This is a genomic window from Actinacidiphila sp. bgisy144, assembly GCF_057708105.1.
Genome location: NZ_JBYIRM010000003.1, coordinates 150,999 through 169,847, shown reverse-complemented (window position 1 = coordinate 169,847; position 18,849 = coordinate 150,999). Strand labels below are relative to the sequence as shown.

General features: G+C 70.7%; 17 protein-coding genes and 2 pseudogenes. 9 read left to right on the top strand and 10 right to left on the bottom strand.

The features are described from left to right. Positions 1-56: 56 nt before the first annotated feature. Complete coding sequence (locus tag AC3EVP_RS05355) at positions 57-1,535, bottom strand: glycoside hydrolase family 76 protein (RefSeq protein ID WP_435126653.1); 1,479 nt, start codon at positions 1,533-1,535, stop codon at positions 57-59. A gap of 375 nt (positions 1,536-1,910) precedes the next feature. Here AC3EVP_RS05355 and AC3EVP_RS05350 point away from each other — a divergent pair. Then, positions 1,911-2,609, top strand: a pseudogene (locus tag AC3EVP_RS05350) (Tn3 family transposase); the annotation flags it as partial. 2 nt (positions 2,610-2,611) lie between these two features. Here the strand turns inward: AC3EVP_RS05350 and AC3EVP_RS05345 are convergent. Next, positions 2,612-3,736, bottom strand: a complete 1,125-nt coding sequence (locus AC3EVP_RS05345; RefSeq protein WP_435126650.1) for an FAD-dependent oxidoreductase — start codon at positions 3,734-3,736, stop codon at positions 2,612-2,614. Positions 3,737-3,830: 94 nt separating this feature from the next. Between AC3EVP_RS05345 and AC3EVP_RS05340 the strand changes: the two genes are divergently transcribed. Continuing rightward, entirely contained in the window at positions 3,831-4,556 is a 726-nt protein-coding gene (locus AC3EVP_RS05340; protein ID WP_435126647.1) for a TetR/AcrR family transcriptional regulator, read from the top strand. A gap of 619 nt (positions 4,557-5,175) precedes the next feature. Here AC3EVP_RS05340 and AC3EVP_RS05335 read toward each other — a convergent pair. Both AC3EVP_RS05335 and AC3EVP_RS05330 read right to left on the bottom strand, forming a co-directional pair. Further along, positions 5,176-6,101: pseudogene (locus AC3EVP_RS05335) on the bottom strand (DUF5655 domain-containing protein). A 273-nt stretch (positions 6,102-6,374) separates the two neighbouring features. Beyond that, on the bottom strand, positions 6,375-7,328 hold the full coding sequence (locus tag AC3EVP_RS05330) for a GlxA family transcriptional regulator (protein ID WP_435126644.1): 954 nt from the start codon (positions 7,326-7,328) through the stop codon (positions 6,375-6,377). Positions 7,329-7,400: 72 nt separating this feature from the next. On the opposite strand from AC3EVP_RS05330, the gene AC3EVP_RS05325 reads away from it, so the two are divergent. Beyond that, positions 7,401-8,090 carry an HD domain-containing protein gene (locus tag AC3EVP_RS05325; protein WP_335983304.1) on the top strand — a complete coding sequence of 230 codons (690 nt, stop codon included), beginning with the start codon at positions 7,401-7,403 and terminating at the stop codon, positions 8,088-8,090. A gap of 77 nt (positions 8,091-8,167) precedes the next feature. Beyond that, positions 8,168-8,593, top strand: coding sequence for a RidA family protein (locus tag AC3EVP_RS05320; protein WP_335983302.1), 426 nt, complete (start codon positions 8,168-8,170; stop codon positions 8,591-8,593). 51 nt (positions 8,594-8,644) lie between these two features. On the opposite strand, the gene AC3EVP_RS05315 is transcribed toward AC3EVP_RS05320, so the two are convergent. From AC3EVP_RS05315 to AC3EVP_RS05300, 4 genes are all read right to left on the bottom strand, one after another. Next, positions 8,645-9,475 carry a dioxygenase family protein gene (locus tag AC3EVP_RS05315; RefSeq protein WP_435126804.1) on the bottom strand — a complete coding sequence of 277 codons (831 nt, stop codon included), beginning with the start codon at positions 9,473-9,475 and terminating at the stop codon, positions 8,645-8,647. Positions 9,476-9,582: 107 nt separating this feature from the next. Further along, positions 9,583-10,437: a dioxygenase family protein gene (locus AC3EVP_RS05310; protein WP_435126639.1), complete on the bottom strand. Its 855-nt coding sequence runs from the start codon at positions 10,435-10,437 to the stop codon at positions 9,583-9,585. Between the two features lie 24 nt (positions 10,438-10,461). After that, the gene (locus AC3EVP_RS05305) at positions 10,462-11,451 is read right to left on the bottom strand and encodes an amidohydrolase family protein (protein WP_435126636.1); all 990 of its coding nucleotides are present in this window, start codon (positions 11,449-11,451) and stop codon (positions 10,462-10,464) included. Positions 11,452-11,457: 6 nt separating this feature from the next. Further along, entirely contained in the window at positions 11,458-12,021 is a 564-nt protein-coding gene (locus tag AC3EVP_RS05300; RefSeq protein WP_435126633.1) for an NADPH-dependent FMN reductase, read from the bottom strand. A 132-nt stretch (positions 12,022-12,153) separates the two neighbouring features. Between AC3EVP_RS05300 and AC3EVP_RS05295 the strand changes: the two genes are divergently transcribed. Both AC3EVP_RS05295 and AC3EVP_RS05290 read left to right on the top strand, forming a co-directional pair. Further along, complete coding sequence (locus AC3EVP_RS05295) at positions 12,154-12,639, top strand: MarR family winged helix-turn-helix transcriptional regulator (protein WP_335983286.1); 486 nt, start codon at positions 12,154-12,156, stop codon at positions 12,637-12,639. Between the two features lie 247 nt (positions 12,640-12,886). Beyond that, positions 12,887-14,023, top strand: a complete 1,137-nt coding sequence (locus tag AC3EVP_RS05290; protein WP_435126628.1) for a glycosyl hydrolase family 18 protein — start codon at positions 12,887-12,889, stop codon at positions 14,021-14,023. A gap of 65 nt (positions 14,024-14,088) precedes the next feature. Here the strand turns inward: AC3EVP_RS05290 and AC3EVP_RS05285 are convergent, their stop codons facing one another. Then, positions 14,089-15,309, bottom strand: coding sequence for a phosphatidylserine decarboxylase (locus AC3EVP_RS05285; RefSeq protein ID WP_435126625.1), 1,221 nt, complete (start codon positions 15,307-15,309; stop codon positions 14,089-14,091). Between the two features lie 259 nt (positions 15,310-15,568). Here AC3EVP_RS05285 and AC3EVP_RS05280 point away from each other — a divergent pair, with 259 nt between their 5' ends. The 3 genes from AC3EVP_RS05280 (at position 15,569) to AC3EVP_RS05270 (ending at position 17,708) form a co-directional block, all read left to right on the top strand. Further along, complete coding sequence (locus AC3EVP_RS05280) at positions 15,569-16,573, top strand: YihY/virulence factor BrkB family protein (protein WP_335983280.1); 1,005 nt, start codon at positions 15,569-15,571, stop codon at positions 16,571-16,573. A gap of 219 nt (positions 16,574-16,792) precedes the next feature. Next, positions 16,793-17,056: a hypothetical protein gene (locus AC3EVP_RS05275; RefSeq protein ID WP_435126621.1), complete on the top strand. Its 264-nt coding sequence runs from the start codon at positions 16,793-16,795 to the stop codon at positions 17,054-17,056. A gap of 10 nt (positions 17,057-17,066) precedes the next feature. Beyond that, positions 17,067-17,708: a carbonic anhydrase gene (locus AC3EVP_RS05270; protein WP_335983278.1), complete on the top strand. Its 642-nt coding sequence runs from the start codon at positions 17,067-17,069 to the stop codon at positions 17,706-17,708. Between the two features lie 234 nt (positions 17,709-17,942). Here the strand turns inward: AC3EVP_RS05270 and AC3EVP_RS05265 are convergent, their stop codons facing one another. Next, positions 17,943-18,842: a LysR family transcriptional regulator gene (locus AC3EVP_RS05265; protein WP_435126618.1), complete on the bottom strand. Its 900-nt coding sequence runs from the start codon at positions 18,840-18,842 to the stop codon at positions 17,943-17,945. Positions 18,843-18,849 lie beyond the last annotated feature (7 nt).

Genomic DNA, 18,849 nt, shown 5'->3' with positions numbered 1-18,849 from the left:
CTCTCTCGTCGACTGCGGTCGGCGGCCCGGGCCGGGGCCGCCCGTCGTGGAGTTGGTCACGCTTCCTGCGCCGCGTTCAGCAGGTCGAGCGCGCTGTGCTGGCAGCCGTTGCCGGTCACGGTGTACGCCCCGGCCCAGTGCGGACCGTACTGGTCGAGCGCGTCCCGGTCCTTGGCGTGCAGCGTGGCGGCCTGCGCCTTGAGGTAGGAGCTGTAGGGGTGGTCGGCCAGCTGCTTGTTGAGCAGGCCCAGGCCCCTGGCGTACTCGCCCTTGAACGAGTCGCCGTTGGAGGTGCAGCCGGTGCCGTCCGGCTCGTACGGCTCGTGCAGGGTGCCTCCCGGGTTGAGGTAGCTGGAGGAGGTGGAGGCGTCGGCGAGGGTGCGCGCGCTGTCCAGCACCGCGCTGTCGCCGGTGGCCTTGTACAGCTCGGTGAGGCCGCCGAGGATCACACCCTGGTTGTAGGTCCAGGTGGTGTCGCCGTTGTTGGCGCAGGAGCCGTTCAGGCCGTCGTTGACGGTGTGTCCGGAGTTGATCAGGCCGCTGCCCTGGAACCAGGACCACTCGTCCTTCGCGCGCTGGACGTAGGTGGTGTCGCCGCTGATCCGGTTGTGCAGCGCCGCGTTGAGCTGGAGGTACAGCTCGTTGGTGATCGCGTTCTTGCCGGAGGCGGTGGTCTCCCACTGCACCCCGCCGCCGCAGGTGGAGGTCCAGTAATCGTGCATGTGGTCGGCGTCGGTGCGGGCGGTGGCCAGGTAGCGGCTGTCCCCGGTGAGGTCGTAGGCGTCCACCCAGGCCAGGCCCCACCAACCGGTGTCGTCCAGGTAGGAGTTGGTGAAGTTGCCGTCCTCGGCGCCGATGAGCTTGTCGTACGTGGTGGAGATCGCGTACTTGTAGCTCGGCATCCCGCTGATCCGGATGTTGTCGATGATCGCGGTGAGCGAGGTGGCCGAGGTCCACCAGCCGGCGAACTTGCCGGTGCTCCGGTCGTAGTCCATCATCAGCGCGGTCGCGGCCGCTGTGCTCTGGCTGGCCGCGTTCCAGTCCACCCGCGCCCACTGGGTGCAGACCGTCACCGAGGCGCCGTTGGTGCGCGCGCAGGCGCGCAGCGCGCCGACGCCCGCGTTGTTCCAGTCGTCGACGTTGTACATCTGGCTGCGCCAACCGGTCCAGCCTGACGGGGTCTTGGTGTCGCCGAGTTTGCTGCCGTTGGTCCAGCTGACCCCGCCGTCGAAGGAGCGGTCCAGCCACACCTCGTCGCCGGCGGCGCCGCCGTCGATGGAGGCCCAGCCCATGACATCGTTGTCGGATAGATGGAGCGCAATCGTCCGGCCGTTGCTGGACGCCGTCACGGGGATGCGGTCGCTGGTCGCGTGCGAGGGGTCGCGGGCGTCGCAGTACTTGTTGCAGATCGACGAGTTGGCCGCGTGCGCGGGTGTCGAGGTGACGGCCGGCGCCAGGCAGGCGAGCAGGCCGGCGAGCACGGCTGCCCGGCGCAGCCGGGCCGGACGAGGGGCGGAATCGGTCGAGGGGGGCACGTCTTGTCTCCCGGTCACAGGGGGGCGGACGAAGGGCGGGTGAACCGTAGGCAGGTAAGCGGGCGCGGTTTCGCCTGTCAAGGGCGCCGGCGGGATCGCGGGCGCGGAGGCTGGGTCATACCGGGCGGTGCGCGGAGCCGTTCGTGCGGGTCGGACCTGGTGGGGCGTGGCGCTCCACGGCGTAGGCGGGTCGGGCGGGCTCGGTGCTGCCTGGGTGGTGGCCACGTCGGCGGCGCCGGAGGGAGCCCGAGCGGCTATGTCGGCCGCCGGCGCCGAGGTCCGGGACAGTGTTTCGCGCGGTCACCGGAGGGGGCGATGAGATCCGCGCGTTGGTGTCCGGGCCGGGCGCGGGTGTCGCGAGTCCCGCCGCACCGGCTGTCCGCGCCGGTGCGGCGGCGGGTGATGGGCAAGCCGCTGTCGCCGCGCGAGGTGGACGAGAGGCTGGTGCCGTCGGCGTGGCGCAAGGCGGTGTACGCGAACGCAGAGTTGTCGCGGGTCGGGGGACCGGGGCGCGTACGTGGTGTGCGTGCTGGAACGGAGCCGCACCCGACCCTGAACAACCGCAGCGTGTTCGCCTCCCCCTCGTACCGGTGGTCCGACCCGCGCCCGGCTCCTGGACGGTGCGGCGTGGGACGCGGTGTGCGAGGCCGTGCTGAGCCTGGGCACGCCCCGTCGCCGAGTACCTGGCGGGGCTGGTGCGGGGCCCTGGACGCAAATGGGAGCGGCCGGCCGAGCGCCTGGGGCAGGCGGGCAAGGACGTGACGGTGTCCGCTCGACGTCCTGCTGGACGGCCGGGTGGAGCTGAACGAGAAGCTCGGGGCGCTCGGCGAGCCGAAGTCGCCGGCCTGGCCGCGCGTGCGGGTCGAGAAGATGCTCGAAATCGACCTGCCGGACCTGCTGTTCGAGGTCCACTCCTGGACCGGATTCCTCGGAGCCTTCGTCCGCCTCGGGGACGGCACCACCCCCATGCGGGACCTGACCACTTCGGCGGTCGCGCTGCTGGTCTCCGAGGCGCGCAACGTCGGCATGACCCCGGTTGCCGACCCCGGCCAGGAGCCCCTGACCTGTTCCCGGCGTCAGGAGAGCTTTGCCTCGGGGGCGAAGGCGGGCAGCTTCTCCAGACTGCTTCGCACGGCCTCGGCGCCGTACTCGAACATCTGCCGCTCGTAGTCGTCCACCGCGCCGAGCAGGTCTCGGCGGCCTTCTTCGGCCTGGATCAGGCAGCGGCGCAGCAGGTCGGCGTCGCGCAGGGCGGTGTTGGCGCCGTTGCCGCCGGTCGGGGAGGTGGCGTGGATCGCGTCGCCCAGCAGCGTGACCGGGCCGGGCGTCCAGCGCTGACCGGGCTTGACCACCCGAATGGACAGGAGCGTGCTGTTGTCCGGGTCGGCCTGCTCGATCAGCGCGCGCAGCTGCGGGTGCCAGCCTTCCATCCTGGACAGCACGGCGTCCTGCGCGGTCAGGTCTTCCAGTGAGCCCTTCGGGGGCAGGATCATGGCCCAGCGTACGTAGTCGCCGATGTCGGGCAGTGTGACGTCGGGAGCCAGCTGCTCGGCGGCCTGCTTGGGCGGGGTGCGGAAGCGCATCGCGCCCAGCAGCAGGCTGACGCCGTTGCCCGTGATCTTCGCGCCGTATGCCTTGGACAGGGCGGCGAACTCGTCGGTCAGCGGGGTGCGGCCGATGACGAACCGGACGCCGGTGTCGTGCGGGACGGTCTGGGGTGAGAGCACCCCGCGGACCGCGGAGGTGACGCCGTCCGCGCCGACGAGCAGGTCGGCGGTGGCCGGGCCGCGGCGGGCGAACCGGGCTTGGACCGTGCCGTCGGCCAGCGCGTCGTAGCCGGTCAGCGCGGAGTCGGTGTGCACGGTCAGGCCGGTCAGCAGCAGGTGCCGCAGCACCTGCCGGTCGACCACGATGCCGCTGCGGCCCCCTCCGAGCCTGCCGACCTCGTTCAGCTGCGGGTCCAGGACCAGCTGCTCGACGGCGGCATCCATGACGACCTCGTCCAGCAGCCGGTGCCAGCGCGTCGGCAGGCAGTCGCGCACCGCCTGGAAACCGTCCGGGTCCAGCACCAGCCGGTACCCCTGGAACCGTGCCACGATCCCCGGATCGCGCTCGAACACCTCGGCCTCGATCCCGGCACCGCGCAGGCCCTGCGCGAGAGCCAGACCTCCCAGACCGGCTCCGACGACGGCAACGCGCATCGCACACCTCCAGCAGACGGGACGAACTTAGTTCGTCTTGACGATCTAAGTTCTACAAAACGAACTTAGATCGTGTCAAGCTAGACTGGTCGGTATGCCCGCCGATCCGCACCGAAGCCGTGCAGCGCGCCACGCCCGCCCCGCCGCGGAGGTCTCCGCGCTGGCACCGCGCAAGAAGCCGATCACCGTCGAACGGATTACCGACGCCGCCTTGGAAGTCGTCTCCACCGAGGGGTACGAGGCGCTGACCGTTCGCCGGATCGCCACCGTGCTCGGGACCGGCCCGTCATCGCTGTACGCGCACATCGTCACCAAGGACGACATCGACGATCTACTGATCGGCAGGCTCTACGCCGATGTCGTGCTCCCCGAACCGGACCCGGCCGCCTGGCGCGAGCAACTGCTCGGGGTGTACACGCAGATCCGCGACCTGTACCTGAAATACCCCGGAGTCCCGCGCGCCGCGCTGGCCATGGTGCCGACCCACCTGGAAACACTGCGTGTCGGCGAAGGAATCCTGGCGATCCTGCTCGCGGGCGGCATCGAACCGAGGACGGCCGGATGGGCCCGCGACGCGATGTCCCTCTACGTCAGCGCCTACGCACTGGAGCAGTCGCTGGTCCGGCACCGACGCCGACACCAGGACCAGGAATGGGCGCTCGGCCATCAGGAGTTGCTGGACCGCTTCACCGCACTCCCCGCCGAGGAGTACCCGCTCACCCGGCGCCATGCCGCCCAGCTGATCTCCGGAACCGGACACGCCCGCTTCGAGTTCGCCCTCGGCCTGCTCATGAACAATCTGCGGCCTACTTCCGATTGACCTGCGGAGTGCGCTGGCCGAGTGGCGCGAGACTAGCCGCTGATTCGACCCGTTCACGACACCAAGATCAGACCTGGGTCCGGCTCGTCCCCGACGTCGAGCGAGTCCGCGCGTCGGGCCGGGTGGGCCTTGCTGCCGCTCTGCTCGACGAGAGGCCGAGCGCGCCGCCGAGGCCGGACACCTGGCTTTGGCCGCGCCCGGTAACGCTCCCGGCCGTGGACGAACTCCGCGCCCGCGTCGGCGCTTCGCCTGATGGCCTGTGAGAAGAGTGCGTCCCAGCTCTCGGTGCCCCTGCCCGGTCGGCGGGAGGGTGCTTCACGTTCGCGGTAGATGCGCTGGCGGATGATCGTCGCCATCGTCTCGGCTTCTCGTTCGTCGGCGGTCGAATAGCTCGTACGCCCCGACATGCGGATGGCCAGGGTGGGGTAGCAACTGCCAGAGGGTCATCTCCGCGTTGTCGTTGACCTCCTGGCCCTCATCGCCCCTGCGAGGAGCAGTAGCAGCCCTTCGTCCGAGGAAGGGCCAGCCGGTTCGACCGGTGCAACAGAGCTGAGCAGTCACGTTGCGGAAGGCAGCTCACACGTGAGAGGCGGGCTCCACTCCCGGCAGGTGCGTGCCGTCAGACGGCTGCGAATGCTTGTCTGATCAGCGGTTCGGCCTTCTCCAGGTCAGTTGCCGACGCTATCCGGACTTCCAGATCGCCGGTCCCGAGGTGCCCGATGTTGCGCATGTCTCGGGTGAAGTTCTCCTCCAGCACGACGGTGCGCGGGTCAACCCTGAGGTAGACGAGGATCGCCTCGTGCTTCGGGCGGAAGATCACCGAGGCGATGTTCACCAGCCGCCGGTAGGCGATGTAGTGCCGGAGCGGAGCCACTTCGACCTCGCCCCACCGCGTGAGGGCGTCGTCCACCTCCGCATACAAGTCCCGCAGAGACTCAGGGACCAGGCTGCTCAGCAACGGCACGGGAGCTGACGGCGCGATGACGTCCCGTGTGCTCCGGTGTCGGGTCCGTCGGGATGAAGCGGGATTCGCCGACCCGGGCGAGGAGTCCACGAGCAGCAGGCTCAGCAGGTCGTCCTCGAAGACGCGGTAGCGCACAAGATCGATCAGTTCGGGCAGCGCTGCACCGCCACGCGGTCGTGGTGGGAGAAACTGGCGGCGATGCAGACCATGCGAGGGCGGCGCCAGTCGATGGTCTGGGCGGCCTCGGCCCCGAGCACCTTACGGACGAGCGCCTCGACCTCGTGATGTGCGGACTCCAGCCAGGCCAGGTAGGAGACGGCCTGTGACAGGACTCCGTTGTCGGAGCCCTTCTTGTACTCGATCACGACCGGGCTGCCGTTCTCGTCCAGCCCAAGGGTGTCGATGCGTCCGCGGTGCCACGGTCCCGTCGGGTACTCCGAGGCCAGGAACCGAATGCCCAGCATCGCCTCCAGGCCGGCCTCGACCCGCTTCTGCAACTCCCGCTCCAGCGCCACCGTCGAACCGGGCACCTCGGCGTCCCGCCCGTCGGCATCCCGCCGAAACAGCATCAGCTCGGCCATCGTCCCCCCTTTTTCCGGCAAGTGAGCTAATCCTCGACGGGTCCGATGTATTCCGTGCCCGCCGGGCCGAAACAGCCGTTTCACCAGTTCCAAGCGCTGGCGCACCGTTCTGTTTCGCCTACGAGTGCCTGCGGGCGCCGTGAGCGCTATTCAGCTTTGCCAGCCGGAGGGTTGGAAGCCGTTCGAGCGCCAGAGCGGCGCCCGTTCTGTGAGCCCGGTGTGAGCCCGGAGGTGTCGCCTCCCTCGATCGGCCGAGCGCGCGGCGCGGGCCGCTCAGTGGGTGAAGGTGCGCCGGTAGGCGGTGGGAGTGGTGTTCAGGGTGCGCCGGAAGTGCAGACGCAGGTTCGCCGCCGTGCCGAGGCCGCAGTCCCGGGCCACCTGGTCCACCGAGTGGTCCGTCGTCTCCAGCAGTTCGCGTGCCCTGCCCAGGCGGGCGCTGAGCAGCCACTGAAGTGGCGTGGTGCCCGTCTCCGCGGCGAAGCGGCGCATGAAGGTGCGTGGTGAGACGCCCCCGTGCCGGGCGAGCGCGCGGAGTGTGAGCGGCTCGTCGAGGTGGCGCAGGGCCCAGCCCCGGGTCTCGGAGAGCGAGGTGTCGCCGGCCACGGTGAGGGGAGCCGGGATGTACTGGGCCTGCCCGCCGTCGCGGTGCGGCGCCGCCACCAGTCCGCGGGCGATCCGGTTGGCCACGACCGCCCCCAGGTCGCGGCGTACGAGGTGCAGGCACAGATCGATGCCGCAGCACACTCCGGCCGACGTGAGGACGTCGCCCTGGTCGACGTAGAGCACGTCGCGGTCGACCGTGACGGACGGGAAGTTCCGCTCGAGTTCGCCGGTGTGCATCCAGTGGGTCGTGGCATGCAGCCCGTCCAGGACGCCCGCCTCGGCCAGCGCGAAGGCGCCCGTGCAGATCGACACCACCCGCCGGCCCCGGTCCCGCGCCTGGGCCAGCGCGTCGAGTACCTCCTCCGGCGGCCTGGCCGGCGTTGCGCTCCCCGGCTCGTATCCCGGCACGATCACGGTGTCGGCGGCGCGTACCTGGTCCAGGCCCCCTTCGGTCTCGAGGGAGAAGCCCGCGGTGGTCGCCACCTTGGAGCCGAGCCCGCACACGGTCACCTCGTAGGGGGTCTCCGGGCGGGCGGTGAAGATCTGCGCCGGGATCGCCAGGTCGAGCGGGGTGACCCCGTCCAACGCCAGGACAGCGACTCGGTGGGTGGTCGTGGCAGCCATGGCAATATTCTATTGACAGCAGGCAATATTGCCACTCACCTGGTCAGGGGCGCGCCTGCCAGCCTGGTGGACATGACCGGATCGATTCGCAGCCAGGTGGCCCCCGAGGCGGCCGCCGACCTGATCGCGCTGCCCGACACACCGCTCGCCGGCGCTGTCCTGCGGCTGATCAAGCCGGTGGAATCGCCCTCGGTGTTCAACCACAGCGTGCGCACCTACCTGTTCGCCCGGCTCGTTGCCGCGCGTCTCGAACTGACCGCCGGCCAGGACTACGACGACGACCTGCTGTTCGCGGCGTCCACGATGCACGACCTCGGCGTGGCGCCGGACGGCCCGCACACCCAGCGGTTCGAGGTCGAGGGGGCCGACCGGGCCGCCGCGTTCCTCCTCGACCACGGGCGGTCCGAGGCGGACGCCGACGAGGTCTGGCAGGCCATCGCCCTGCACACCTCGTCGGGCATCGCGGACCGCCGCGGCACGCTGTGCCTGCTCGTACGCGAAGGCGTCGCGCTCGACTTCGGCGGCCCGATGGGCGACACCTATGCCGACGTCCTCAGCGACGAGCAGGCCGACCTCGTCCACACCGCCTACCCGCGACTGGAGATGATCCGCTCACTCACCGACGCGATCGTCGCGCAAGCCGCCAAGAACCCGAAGAACGGCCCGCGTTACGCGATACCCGGTGAGTTCCTGCGCGAACGCGAGACCTTCGGCCGGACCCGGATGGAGCGCGCCTGCGACTCCTCCCGATGGGGCAACTGACCCGCCCTGCCCGGCCGGGCGCAAAGCAAGGCCGACCCGGAAGTCGGCCCGGACACCAGAGAAACGGACACACCGCAATGCCCATCCACCCCGTAGAGGTTCCCGACAACTCGCCGGTCTTCGGAGGGACCACCAGCGCCTTCGCGCGCTTCGGCCACGCCCCCGCGGTCCGTTCGCACGGGCACCTGTTCATCTCCGGCCAGATCGGCCGCCGCCCCGACGGCGTCCCCGGGGAGAGCGCCGAGGAGCAGACCGAGCTCGCCATCCGGCGCCTTGAGGAGATTCTCCGGCTGGAGAACCTCGACCTCGGCGACCTGGTGGACGTGACCAGCTACCACGTCGACATCCGCGAGAACATGTCCGGCTTCCTCGCGGCCAAGCAGCGCCTCGTCAAGGCTCCCTACCCCGCCTGGACGATCATCGGGGTCAGCGGCCTCGCCAGCCCGGAACTCCTCGTCGAGATCCAGGCGACCGCCGCCTATCCGGACGGCGCGGCCCGGTAGAGCGCGGCTCAGGGCCCCGGAGTCCCGGCTCCGGGGCCGGCGCCTGGCCTGTCAGGCGACTTGGAAGGACCGCTTGGACAGGCCGAACCGGTAGCCCTCGACCGTCATCCGGACGGGCGTCTCGGGGTCGGTCGCGGCTCCGAGGGTGACGAACATCGGCGTGTAGTGCTCGACGGTGGGGTGCGCGAAGTGCACCGCCGGGGCCAGGCCGCGGTAGCCGGCCAGGGTGTCCACGTCGCCGCGGGCGAGGGCGTCGGCCGCCCAGGCGTCGAAGTCGGCGGACCAGGACGGCACGACGTTGTGCACGAACTGCTCCCGGGTGAGGAAGGGGACCCCGTGCGTCATGTAGCCCGACCCGATCACGAGCACGCCTTCCTCCCGCAGACCCCGCATCCGGCGGCCGATGTCCATCAGCCGGGCGGGGTCGTGGGTGGGGAGGGACATCTGGAGGACCGGCACGTCGCCGTAGGGGTACATGGTCTTCAACGGGACCCACGCGCCGTGGTCCAGGCCGCGGCGGGCCTGCTGGTGGACCGGTTCGGTGTCCGGCAGCGAGGCCCTGACGCGGGCGGCCAGCGCGCCGGCGTCCGGTGTCGCGTAGGTCATCCGGAAGTAGCGCTGGGCGAAGCCTCCGAAGTCGTAGACCAGCGGCGTGTTCGGGCCTGTCGCCGACAGGCTGAGCGGCGCGGACTCCCAGTGCGCGCTGACGATCAGGATCGCGGTCGGCTTGGGCAGCGCCTGCGCCCAGCCGAACAGTTCGCTCATCCATGGCGCGTCCTCGAACAGCGCCGGAGAGCCGTGGCTGAGGTAGAGCGCGGGCATCGGGCCGTCGGCCGGCGTCCAGGGGCGCTGACCGCGGCTGGCGGGAGCCTGCTCGGTCATGAAGCGGTCGTAGGCGGCCGCGGGGTCGGCAGCAGCATTCATACGTGCCCTCGCTGGGTACTTGGGGGAGACGGACGTGGGCGCCCGGCCGGCGGGGTCGGCGCCGTTCACGGAGCCGTGGGGCGCAGGACGAAGTCGTAGGTGAGGGTGCGGTACGGCCGGTCGAGGCCGCGTGCGCGGTGATCGTCGTGGCGGGTGGTCGCCTTGACCGCGTCGGCGGGGACGTCGCCTTCGATGGTCCCGGCGACCAGGGGGTCGCCGTCGAAGTAGATCTGGGTGGTCAGCGGCAGGCATCCGTCGGCGGAGACGATGGCGTGGATGTGCAGCGGTCGCATGCCCTGGAGGCGCAACGCCCGGGTCAGCGCGGCGAGCGGGCTGTCCGTGGCCAGGCCGAAGGTCTCGGTGCCGGGCATCACCGTGCGGAACTCGTAGCGGCCCTCCGCGTCGGCGATGATCCGGGCGCGGAGGTTGTCGACGGGGACGCCGGTGGCGTCGTTGGGGATGTTCAGCGGCGCGAAGTCGCTGCTGTCCATGCCGGAGTAGACGTTGTCGGCGTCGATCTGCCAGATCTCGAGGGCTGCTGCGGGCAGCGGGGCGCCGGTGGTGGTGCGTACGGTCCCGGAGACGACGAGGGGTTCGCCGGGTTCGTCGGGGCGCATGGGCAGTACGGCCGGGCTGTGCAGGACGGGAGCGCCGGGGCGGTGGGCGGGGCCTTCCATCTCCCAGTGGCTCGCGCCGTCCTTCTCCGGGTGTGCGTAGGTCGCGCCCACGGTTCCTTTGAGGACGGTCTTGTAGAAGAAGATGCTCGCGGACGGCAGTTCGCCGGCGTCGGCGACCTGCTGGAGCCACTCGATGGTGGCGAGCAACTCCTCGAGGGTGACCTGGTGTTTGAGGATGACGTCGTCGACGGCGCGGCGCAGGTCGGCGAACACGACCTGTAGCCGGCTTCGGGACTCGCTCACGTGCGGTGCTCCCTTCAGGATCGGTCAGCGACGGATACCGGCGATGAGCTCTTCCCAGTTCCGGTGGGCGATGCGCTCGCGGTCGGCCTGGGTGATCGGCGCCGTTTCCAGGAAGCGCCGCGCGGACCCGGCGCGCTCCCGGTTGAACGGGTAGTCGGAGGCGTACATGATCCGTTCGACGCCGACCGTCTCCAGGCTCCACCGCAGGTACCTGTGGCTGGAGATGCCGCCGGGGGTGATGAAGATGTTCGAGCGGAAGTACTCGGCGATCGGGCGTCGCAGCGCGGTGAGCTTGTCCATGGCCGCGATGCGGTCGAGGTAGAACAGCACGACCTCGCCCCAGTGCCCGAGGACGAGTTGCAGCCCGGGGAACCGGTCGAAGACGCCGGCGATGATCATCCGGAGCACGGTCAGCCCGGCGTCGTAGTGCCACCCGAACGCGCCGGTGGCCAGCATGTCGTCCACCGGCGGGCCGAAACCGCGGTAGTAGGCCCCGGTGACCGCCGGGAACGGGACGCTGGGGTGCAGGTAGACGGGTACGCGCAGATCCTCGGCAGCCTCGTAGATGTCCCAGAACTCGGGCGCGTCCAGCGCCCGGCCCCGGGAGTTCGCGTTGACCAGCGCGCCGTTGAGCCCCAACTCGGTGACCGCGCGCCGCAGTTCGGTGGCTGCGGCGCGCGGGGCGGAGGTGGCGAGCGCCGCGAACCCCTGGAACCGCCCGGGGTGGCGGCGTACGGCGGCGGCGATCGCGTCGTTCGTGGGCGCCTGGAGGGCGACCGCCTCGGCCGGGTCGAGGTCCTGCAGCCCCGGCGTCGTGAGGGACAGCACCGACACGTCGATCCCGGCGTCGTCCATCGCGGTGACGCGCTCGCTGCCGAGGTCCAGCAGCGCCGGCGTGATGTCGCTGGCGACCGCCCACTTCATCATCGGTGCGGCGAGGCGGGGGTCGTGCCGCTGCCACGCCTCGACCACGTCGGCGGTGACGAAGTGCTCCTCAAGACCGTAGAGCCGCACCGGGGTTCAGCTCCGCACGGACGTGAGTGCGCGGGCCCAGGACTCGAGCTGGTCGAACAGGACGGAGGCGGCGTCGTCGTGTACCGGGGAGGGCTTGAACGCCGAGAAGTTCTCGAAGTCGGTGAACAACGAGAACGACAACTGCTGGCGCACGTGGGCCAGTTGGAGTTCGCTCGCGATCGCCCGCAGGTGCTCGATCGCCCGCGTTCCGCCGAGCGAGCCGTAGGAGACGAAGGCGGCGGCCTTGTTGTTCCATTCGGTGTAGAGGTAGTCGATGGCGTTCTTCAGCACCCCCGAGGTGGAGTGGTTGTACTCCGGGGTGACGAAGATGTAGCCGTCGAACTCCCTGATCTTGGCGGACCAGGCCTTCGTGTGGTCGCTGGTGTACGCGCCCCGGCTCGCGGGCACGGCCTCGTCCAGGTGCGGCAGCGGGTAGTCGAGCAGGTCGATCAGTTCGTAGTCGGCGTCGGCGCGCTCCTTGGCCTTGGTCAGCACCCAGTTCGCCACCGCTTCGCCGTTGCGGCCGGGGCGGGTGCTGCCGAGGATGACGGCGATCTTGAGGTTGGTCATGGGATGTCCCTACGAAGGTGAGGCGGGCCGGGCGATCCGAGCGCGGCACGCTTGAATGTTCAAGTCACACGCTAGTCCGCCTCACGTGAAGATTCAAGTCATCCTCTCCGGTGGCGCCAGTAGACTGCGCGCATGTCTGTCCCAGGGGCGTCCGAGGCGTCCGAGCCGCGCTGGCTCACCGGCGACCAGCTGGCGGCGTGGCGCGGGTTCGTGAAGCTCCTCCAGCGGCTGCCGGCGGCGCTGGAGTCGCAGCTCCAGCAGGACGCCAGGCTCAGCTTCATCGAGTACCACGTGCTGGCGCACCTGTCCGACCAGCCCGAGCGCCGTATGAGGATGAGCGAGCTCGCGGTCATGGCCAACACGGAACTGTCCCGCCTGTCCCACATGGTCGGCCGGCTCGAGAACCGCGGGTTCGTGCGCCGCGAGCCCGATCCGCGCAACGGGCGCTACACCCAGGCGATCCTGACCGACGCCGGCCACGCCTACCTGGCGGAGGCGGCGCCCGGACACGTGGCCCGCGTGCTGGACCTGTTCGTCGACGTCCTGGACCCGGACGAACTGTCGACGCTGCACCGGATCTCCGACAAGGTGCTCGCCCGCATCGAGAGCGCGGGCTGAAACGACGGCGTACGGACGTACGCGCACCGGCCCCCGTACCGAATCGTGATCGCGCGTCCGCGCCGCCGGCCCTTGACAGATCATTGGCCTAGACCAAATATGGGCGCAGTCGCGCGCGATCGGGTCGACTCCCCTCGCTCTGTTGGCCGTTGAGGCCCGACGAAACCGCCCGGACGTCCCTCGGCGTCCGGGCCCCGTGCTGTTCCGCTGGTGTGTCCTGGCTCTACTTCCTGTGGTGGGAGCGTTGATGAGACGAACTGGACCTGTTCGCGCGTTGCTGGCCGCCGCGGCGGCCGCCGCCGTGTCCGCCGGACTGGTGGTGACGGGAGGAGGCACCGCCCAGGCCGCCGCCCCGGCTCCCCGAACGACCCTGCCGGCCCACGTGGTCGCGCCGTACTACGAGACGTACTCCGGTGGCAGCCCGGCCGCCCTCGCGGCCGCGTCCCACAACGCGTACCTGACGCTGGCGTTCCTCCAGACGCCCGAGGCCGGTTCCTGCACGGCGACCTGGAACGGCGACCCCACGACACCGGTGTCCAAGTCCGTCTACGGCAAGGACATCTCGGCCCTCCAGGCGCGCGGCGGCGACGCCATCCCGTCGTTCGGCGGTTACGCGGCGGACAGCACCGGCACCGACATCGCCGACAGCTGCACCGACGTCAAGTCGATCGCGGCGGTCTACGAGAGCCTGTTCGCCACGTACGGCGTGAGCCGGATCGACCTCGACGTCGAAGTCGACGCCCTGTCCGACACCGCGGGCATCGACCGCCGCAACAAGGCGATCGCCCTGGTCGACAGCTGGGCCCGACGCACCCACCGCAGCGTCCAGTTCTCCTACACGCTGCCGACGACGACGACCGGCCTCGGCGCCACCGGCCTGGCCGTGCTCCAGAACGCCGTCAAGAACCACGCACGGGTGGACGTCGTCAACATCATGGCGTTCGACTACTACGACGGCGCGGCGCACGAGATGGCGACCGACGCCGAGACCGCCGCGGCCGGCCTGCACGACCAACTCACCGCGCTCTACCCGGCGGAGCCGTCGTCCCGGCTGTGGAGCCGGATCGGCGTCACCCTGATGCCCGGGATCGACGACTTCGGCGCCGCGGAGACGTTCACCACGGCGGACGCCGCCACGGTCGAGCACTGGGCCGCCGCCAAGCGGATCAACACCCTCTCCTTCTGGGCCCTCCAGCGGGACAACGGCACCTGCCCCGGCACGGCGGGCGCGGGCGCGTGCTCCGGCGTGGCGCAGACCGACTGGTACTTCAGCCACACCTTCGAGCGGTTCGCCCCCGCCGACCACGGCTGGACGCAAGGCCGTTCCTCTTCCGCGGGCCTCCCCGCCACCCCGCGCACACCGCAGCACGCCACCCGTATGTGACCGGGCCCGGGCTCCGGCCGCGCGCCGACCGCCGCCGCCGGAGCCCGGCCACCCCTGCGACCGGTTCAGGCGGCCGGTCGGCAGCGGGCGATGACGGAGCCGACGTGGCGGAAGTCCTGGCTGGTGTCGATGTCGGGTGCGGCGCCGTCCTGGAAGAGGACGATGATGTCGGAGCCGCCGAACTGGAAGTAGCCGAACTCCTCGCCTTTGGTGACGCGGGTGCCCTCGACGGTGGTGAGGTTCACGGAGGCGACATGGGCCATGCCCACCGCGACGACGGCGACGAGGCCCAGGTTCCCGTGCTCCGACTCCGCGGTGTCGAGGACGAGCACGCCCCTGGTCTGGGAGAACTCGTAGCCGCTCTTCGCGCTGTCCTTGGACGCGAGCTGCCCGTCCTCGAGGTCGACCTGCATGAAGACCTTGCCGCTGACCACGAAGGACTCCTTGACCAGTCCGGAGACGGGCACGTGGTAGTGGTGGTAGGCCGAGGGCGGCAGCATGTAGTGGGTGAAGGAGCCGCCCGCGAACGCGTCGGCGTACCGGCTGCCTTCGATCAGCTGCCGGATGTTCCCGTAGTGGTGCGTGCCCTTGACCGTGGTGCGGGGGATGTTCGACGCCTCGTCGATGCCGTAGGAGTGCTGGAACTGGCAGTCGGCCGGTGAGGTCACGACGAGGTTGTCCGCGGGGTCGCGGATGGGCCGCAGCCCGGGGTTGAGCTCGCGGGCGAAGAACTGGTTGAACGTCAGCCAGCCGCTGGGCATGTTCGGCCTGCCGCCGGCCAACGACTCCTCGACGTGGTACTCCGGGGCGTCCCGGAGGAACGACTCCAGGACCTCCTGGCTGAAGGACTCAGGGGTGTCCAGGAAGCCGCCCCACTGGCGGGCGAAGGCGGTGAGCCAGCCGCGGAAGGGCTCGCTGTTCTCGGCGATGGCGGCGCCGCCCCCGTCCGCTTCCCAGTCCGCCTTCTCGTCGACTTTCTGGTCGACCAGCCAGAAGAAGTGCGCCAGCCGGTCGCTGACCTCCTGGGCGTAGCGCTCGTGCGGAGCCGACTTCCGCCACGCCGCAGCGTCGGACTGGCGGGGCACCCAGCGGATGAAGCCCCGGAGGTAGTCGTAGTACTCCGGCAGGGACCGCGGCCAGTCCAGCGCGTCGCGCAGGTCGGGGTCCAGGTCCGCCTGGGCGCGTTCCCCTGCCCGGCGCAGCGATTTCACGAGCAGGTCGCCGAGAGCGGGGTCGCGGTCGAGGGTGGCTTGCAGCTCCTGGACGATCTGGTCGGGCCCGTTCATACCGGTCCTCCTTCTCGTGGGACGTCCGTCGGCGTCCGCGGTCCCGCACGGGCCGGCCGTCCCCGTGTCCCGGAATGTCGGTGGACCGGTCGGCGAGGCCCGTGTCCCCGGTGGTCGGGTACCCGGTCGTTCTTACGCCAAAGCTGGCAAAGTCACGGAAGTGTCGCCGCCGGTCCGGGGTGGCATCCCCGGCGCGAAGGGTCGAAATGCCATGTTTGCGTAGTCGTTCATGTGCCCGGCACGGTGAAGGAGGCGCAGGATGGAAGACGGCGAGCCGGAGCGTACCGGGTCCACCCGCCAGGGGGCCGAGGGAGCCGGGGCCGGAGCGGGCGGGACGGCGGGCGGGCCGGCCCCCGAGAAGCCGTCGGACCTGCCCAGCGGCTCGTCGCGCGCGATCCTCCGGCGCACGCTGCGGGAGTACAAGGCCGACAACCTGGCCGACTGGGCGGCGGCGCTCACGTACTACGCGATCCTGGCGGTCTTTCCCGCGCTCCTGGCCCTCGTCTCGATCGTGGGGCTGCTGAGCAAGTCGGCCGCCAAGTCGCTGACCGACAACATCACCAGCGTGGCGCCCGGAGCCGTCCGCCCCACCCTGACCGGCATCGTCAGCCAGGTGCAGGCCAGCGGCAACAAGGCCCTGATCCCGCTGATCGCCGGCGTCGTGGTCGCCCTGTGGTCGGCGTCGGGATATGTGGCGGCCTTCATGCGGGCGGGGAACGCCGTCTACGACATCGGTGAGGGGCGCCCCGCGTGGAAGACCCTGCCCGTCCGGTTCGCGATCACCGTCTTCCTCGTCATCGTCCTGGCCGCGATCTCGGTGGGCATCGTGTTCACCGGCAGCCTGGCCCGTAAGACGGGCAGCATCCTGGGCCTGGGCGACACGGCGGTGACGGTGTGGAACTACGCCAAGTGGCCGGTCATGGTGATCCTCTTCGCGCTGGTGGTCGCGGTGCTGCACTGGGCCGCACCGAACGTCCGGCGCCCCTTCGCCTGGGTCACCCGCGGCAGCCTGCTCAGTATCGTCATCTGGATCGTCGCCTCGGTCCTGTTCGCGCTCTACGTCGCGAACTTCGGCAGCTACAACAAGACCTACGGCACCTTCGCCGGGATCATCGTCTTCCTCATCTGGCTGTGGATCTCCAACATCGCCCTGCTCCTGGGCCTGGAGTACAGCGCGGAGTCCGAACGCGCCCGGGCCCACGAAGCCGGCCACCCGCCCGGCGAGGAGCCCTACGTCGAGCCGCGCGACCGCCGCAAGCTCTGAGGCGCCGCCGCCGGCTGCGCGGGGTGCGGGCGGCACCGTCTTACGGTGAGTGATTCCGGAGAGCGTATACGCGAACCAAACTTCGTGTATGGTCTTGCAGGGATCTCTGTGATCGCCGTCTGATGCCGTATGCACAGGCCCATGGACGTTCGGGCGCCCCGCTCCGGGCGGCCGTGGGTGCTCTTCTTGACCAGCGAAGACCGTAGAGGACGCGGGCCCATGGCAGGAACAGGGCGCGATCTGCGTGAGGGCGCGCGGTTCGCCGAACCCGGTGGCGACTTCGGCGCCGCGCCGTACGAGACGGGGCAGCTTCAGCGGTGCGCCCTGCGGCTGTACGCCGAGGACGCGCTCGCCCGCCGTCTCGGCGTGCCGGTGGGGATGCCGGGGGGCGTGCCGGCGGGGATGCCGGCGGGCTTGTCGGCGGGCGCCGAATGGCGGGCGGCAGCGTGGCCGACCCAGGTCCCGACTCTTCCTATTGTGTGAGGTATTGACCATGACGCAGATAGAGACCAGTACGCCGCGCGAGGCCCTCGACCTGCTGATGGCCGGCAACCAGCGGTTCGTCGACGGCGCCCCGGAGCACCCCAACCAGGACGCCGCCCGGCGCGCGGAGACCGAGGCGTCGCAGCACCCCTTCGCCGTGCTCTTCGGCTGCTCCGACTCCCGGCTGGCCGCGGAGATCATCTTCGACCGGGGCGTCGGCGACCTGTTCGTGGTGCGCAACGCCGGCCACGTCGTCGGCCCCGAGGTGCTCGGCAGTATCGAGTACGGCGTGGACCTGCTGGGCTGCCCGCTGGTCGTGGTGCTCGGGCACGAGTCGTGCGGCGCGGTGGGCGCGGCCTGCTCCGTGCTCGACAACGGCGCGGCCCCGGGCGGCTACGTCCGCGACCTCGTCGAGCGGGTGGCCCCCAGCGTGCTGGCGGCCAGGGCCGCCGGGCGGGTGCGGCCCGACGAGATCCTTGCCGAGCACGTCCGCATGACCACGGACCTGCTGATCGACCGGTCCCGCGTGCTCGCGGAGAACGTCGCGGCCGGGCGCACGGCCGTGGTCGGCCTGCGCTACCGCCTCGCCGACGGCACGGCGCACCTCGTCGCGTCCCACGGCCTCGACGTCCAGGTCCCCGCCGCGTCCTGACGCGCCCCGGGCCGCGCGTCCCGCTGCATCCCTGGCTCCAGCCAGGCGACGCCTGCGGTGCGGGCGCCTCAGGGGATCTGTTCGTGGAGGGCAGTGACCTGGTCGGGGTCGAGGGTGTACTGCTAGGTCGGAGGTCGCTGACGGCGCCGGTGGCCGCGGCGGTCCAGGGCGGGGCGGGAACTGGACTGCCGTTCTGCCACGGTGGAATCCGCTCGTTGCATGGCGCCGGGGCGATCATGGTTCAGGTGTCTCGGGCTGTTCGGCCTGAGCGACCAGCGTCCGGAGCGCGCGCGCCGCGGCGGTGGCGTGGGTTTCGGGCATGGCGAGGAAGATCTTCCACAGCAGGTCCGAGTCGGCGATCGGGATGTGGACGAGTTCGGACGCGGTACGGCCGGAGGACTCCGGGAGCAGTGCGACGCCGAGGCCGTTGCGTACGTAGGTGGCGCCGTCCTCGACGTCGGTGATCTCGATGGCTACCTGCCGGTCGAGTCCGACCGTCTTGAACGCCTCGTCGGCGACGGCGCGGTTGCCGTAGCCGGCGGGGAAGTCGACGAACGCCTCGCGGGCGAGGTCGCGGATCGAGACGCTTGTGCGCTGCGCGAGCCGATGACTCCGGGGTGCGGCGAGCAAGAGCCTTGTCGAGGCGACCAGCTCCAGCCGCAGGCCCCGCGGCGGGGGGCCGATGAGGGAGACGAAGGCGGCATCGAGGTGCCCGTGATCGAGCGCCTGGACCAGGCCGGGCGACCCGTCGGCGGACGTGGCCAGTCTGATCTCGACGCCGGGGTGGCGGCGGTAGAAGGTTCCGAGCAGCCGCGGTAGGTCCAGACCGGCCAGTGAACTCATCGTGCCCAGACGCAGAGTGCCGCCGATCGTGCCGGTGGCGGTGCCGACAGCGTCGCGGGCTGTCCGGGCCGCGACGAGTGCCGCGCGGGCCGGCTCGAGGAACGCGCGGCCGGCTTCGGTGAGCCGCACCCGGCGGGAGGTCCGCTCCAACAGCGTCGCGCCCAACTCACGCTCCAGTGAGGCGATGGTCGCCGAGACCGCGGACTGGACCACATGCACCCGCGCGGCGGCGCGGGTGAACGAACCCTCCTCGGCCACGGCGACGAAGCATTCCAGTTGCCTGAGTTCCATGCGGTCA

Excerpts from the sequence above, each read along its gene's own strand:
- AC3EVP_RS05345 (WP_435126650.1), bottom strand. The coding sequence starts at position 3,736 with ATGCGCGTTGCCGTCGTCGGAGCCGGTCTGGGAGGTCTGGCTCTCGCG.
- AC3EVP_RS05340 (WP_435126647.1), top strand. The coding sequence starts at position 3,831 with ATGCCCGCCGATCCGCACCGAAGCCGTGCAGCGCGCCACGCCCGCCCC.
- AC3EVP_RS05330 (WP_435126644.1), bottom strand. The coding sequence starts at position 7,328 with ATGGCTGCCACGACCACCCACCGAGTCGCTGTCCTGGCGTTGGACGGG.
- AC3EVP_RS05325 (WP_335983304.1), top strand. The coding sequence starts at position 7,401 with ATGACCGGATCGATTCGCAGCCAGGTGGCCCCCGAGGCGGCCGCCGAC.
- AC3EVP_RS05320 (WP_335983302.1), top strand. The coding sequence starts at position 8,168 with ATGCCCATCCACCCCGTAGAGGTTCCCGACAACTCGCCGGTCTTCGGA.
- AC3EVP_RS05315 (WP_435126804.1), bottom strand. The coding sequence starts at position 9,475 with ATGACCGAGCAGGCTCCCGCCAGCCGCGGTCAGCGCCCCTGGACGCCG.
- AC3EVP_RS05300 (WP_435126633.1), bottom strand. The coding sequence starts at position 12,021 with ATGACCAACCTCAAGATCGCCGTCATCCTCGGCAGCACCCGCCCCGGC.
- AC3EVP_RS05295 (WP_335983286.1), top strand. The coding sequence starts at position 12,154 with ATGTCTGTCCCAGGGGCGTCCGAGGCGTCCGAGCCGCGCTGGCTCACC.
- AC3EVP_RS05290 (WP_435126628.1), top strand. The coding sequence starts at position 12,887 with ATGAGACGAACTGGACCTGTTCGCGCGTTGCTGGCCGCCGCGGCGGCC.
- AC3EVP_RS05285 (WP_435126625.1), bottom strand. The coding sequence starts at position 15,309 with ATGAACGGGCCCGACCAGATCGTCCAGGAGCTGCAAGCCACCCTCGAC.
- AC3EVP_RS05280 (WP_335983280.1), top strand. The coding sequence starts at position 15,569 with ATGGAAGACGGCGAGCCGGAGCGTACCGGGTCCACCCGCCAGGGGGCC.
- AC3EVP_RS05275 (WP_435126621.1), top strand. The coding sequence starts at position 16,793 with ATGGCAGGAACAGGGCGCGATCTGCGTGAGGGCGCGCGGTTCGCCGAA.
- AC3EVP_RS05270 (WP_335983278.1), top strand. The coding sequence starts at position 17,067 with ATGACGCAGATAGAGACCAGTACGCCGCGCGAGGCCCTCGACCTGCTG.
- AC3EVP_RS05265 (WP_435126618.1), bottom strand. The coding sequence starts at position 18,842 with ATGGAACTCAGGCAACTGGAATGCTTCGTCGCCGTGGCCGAGGAGGGT.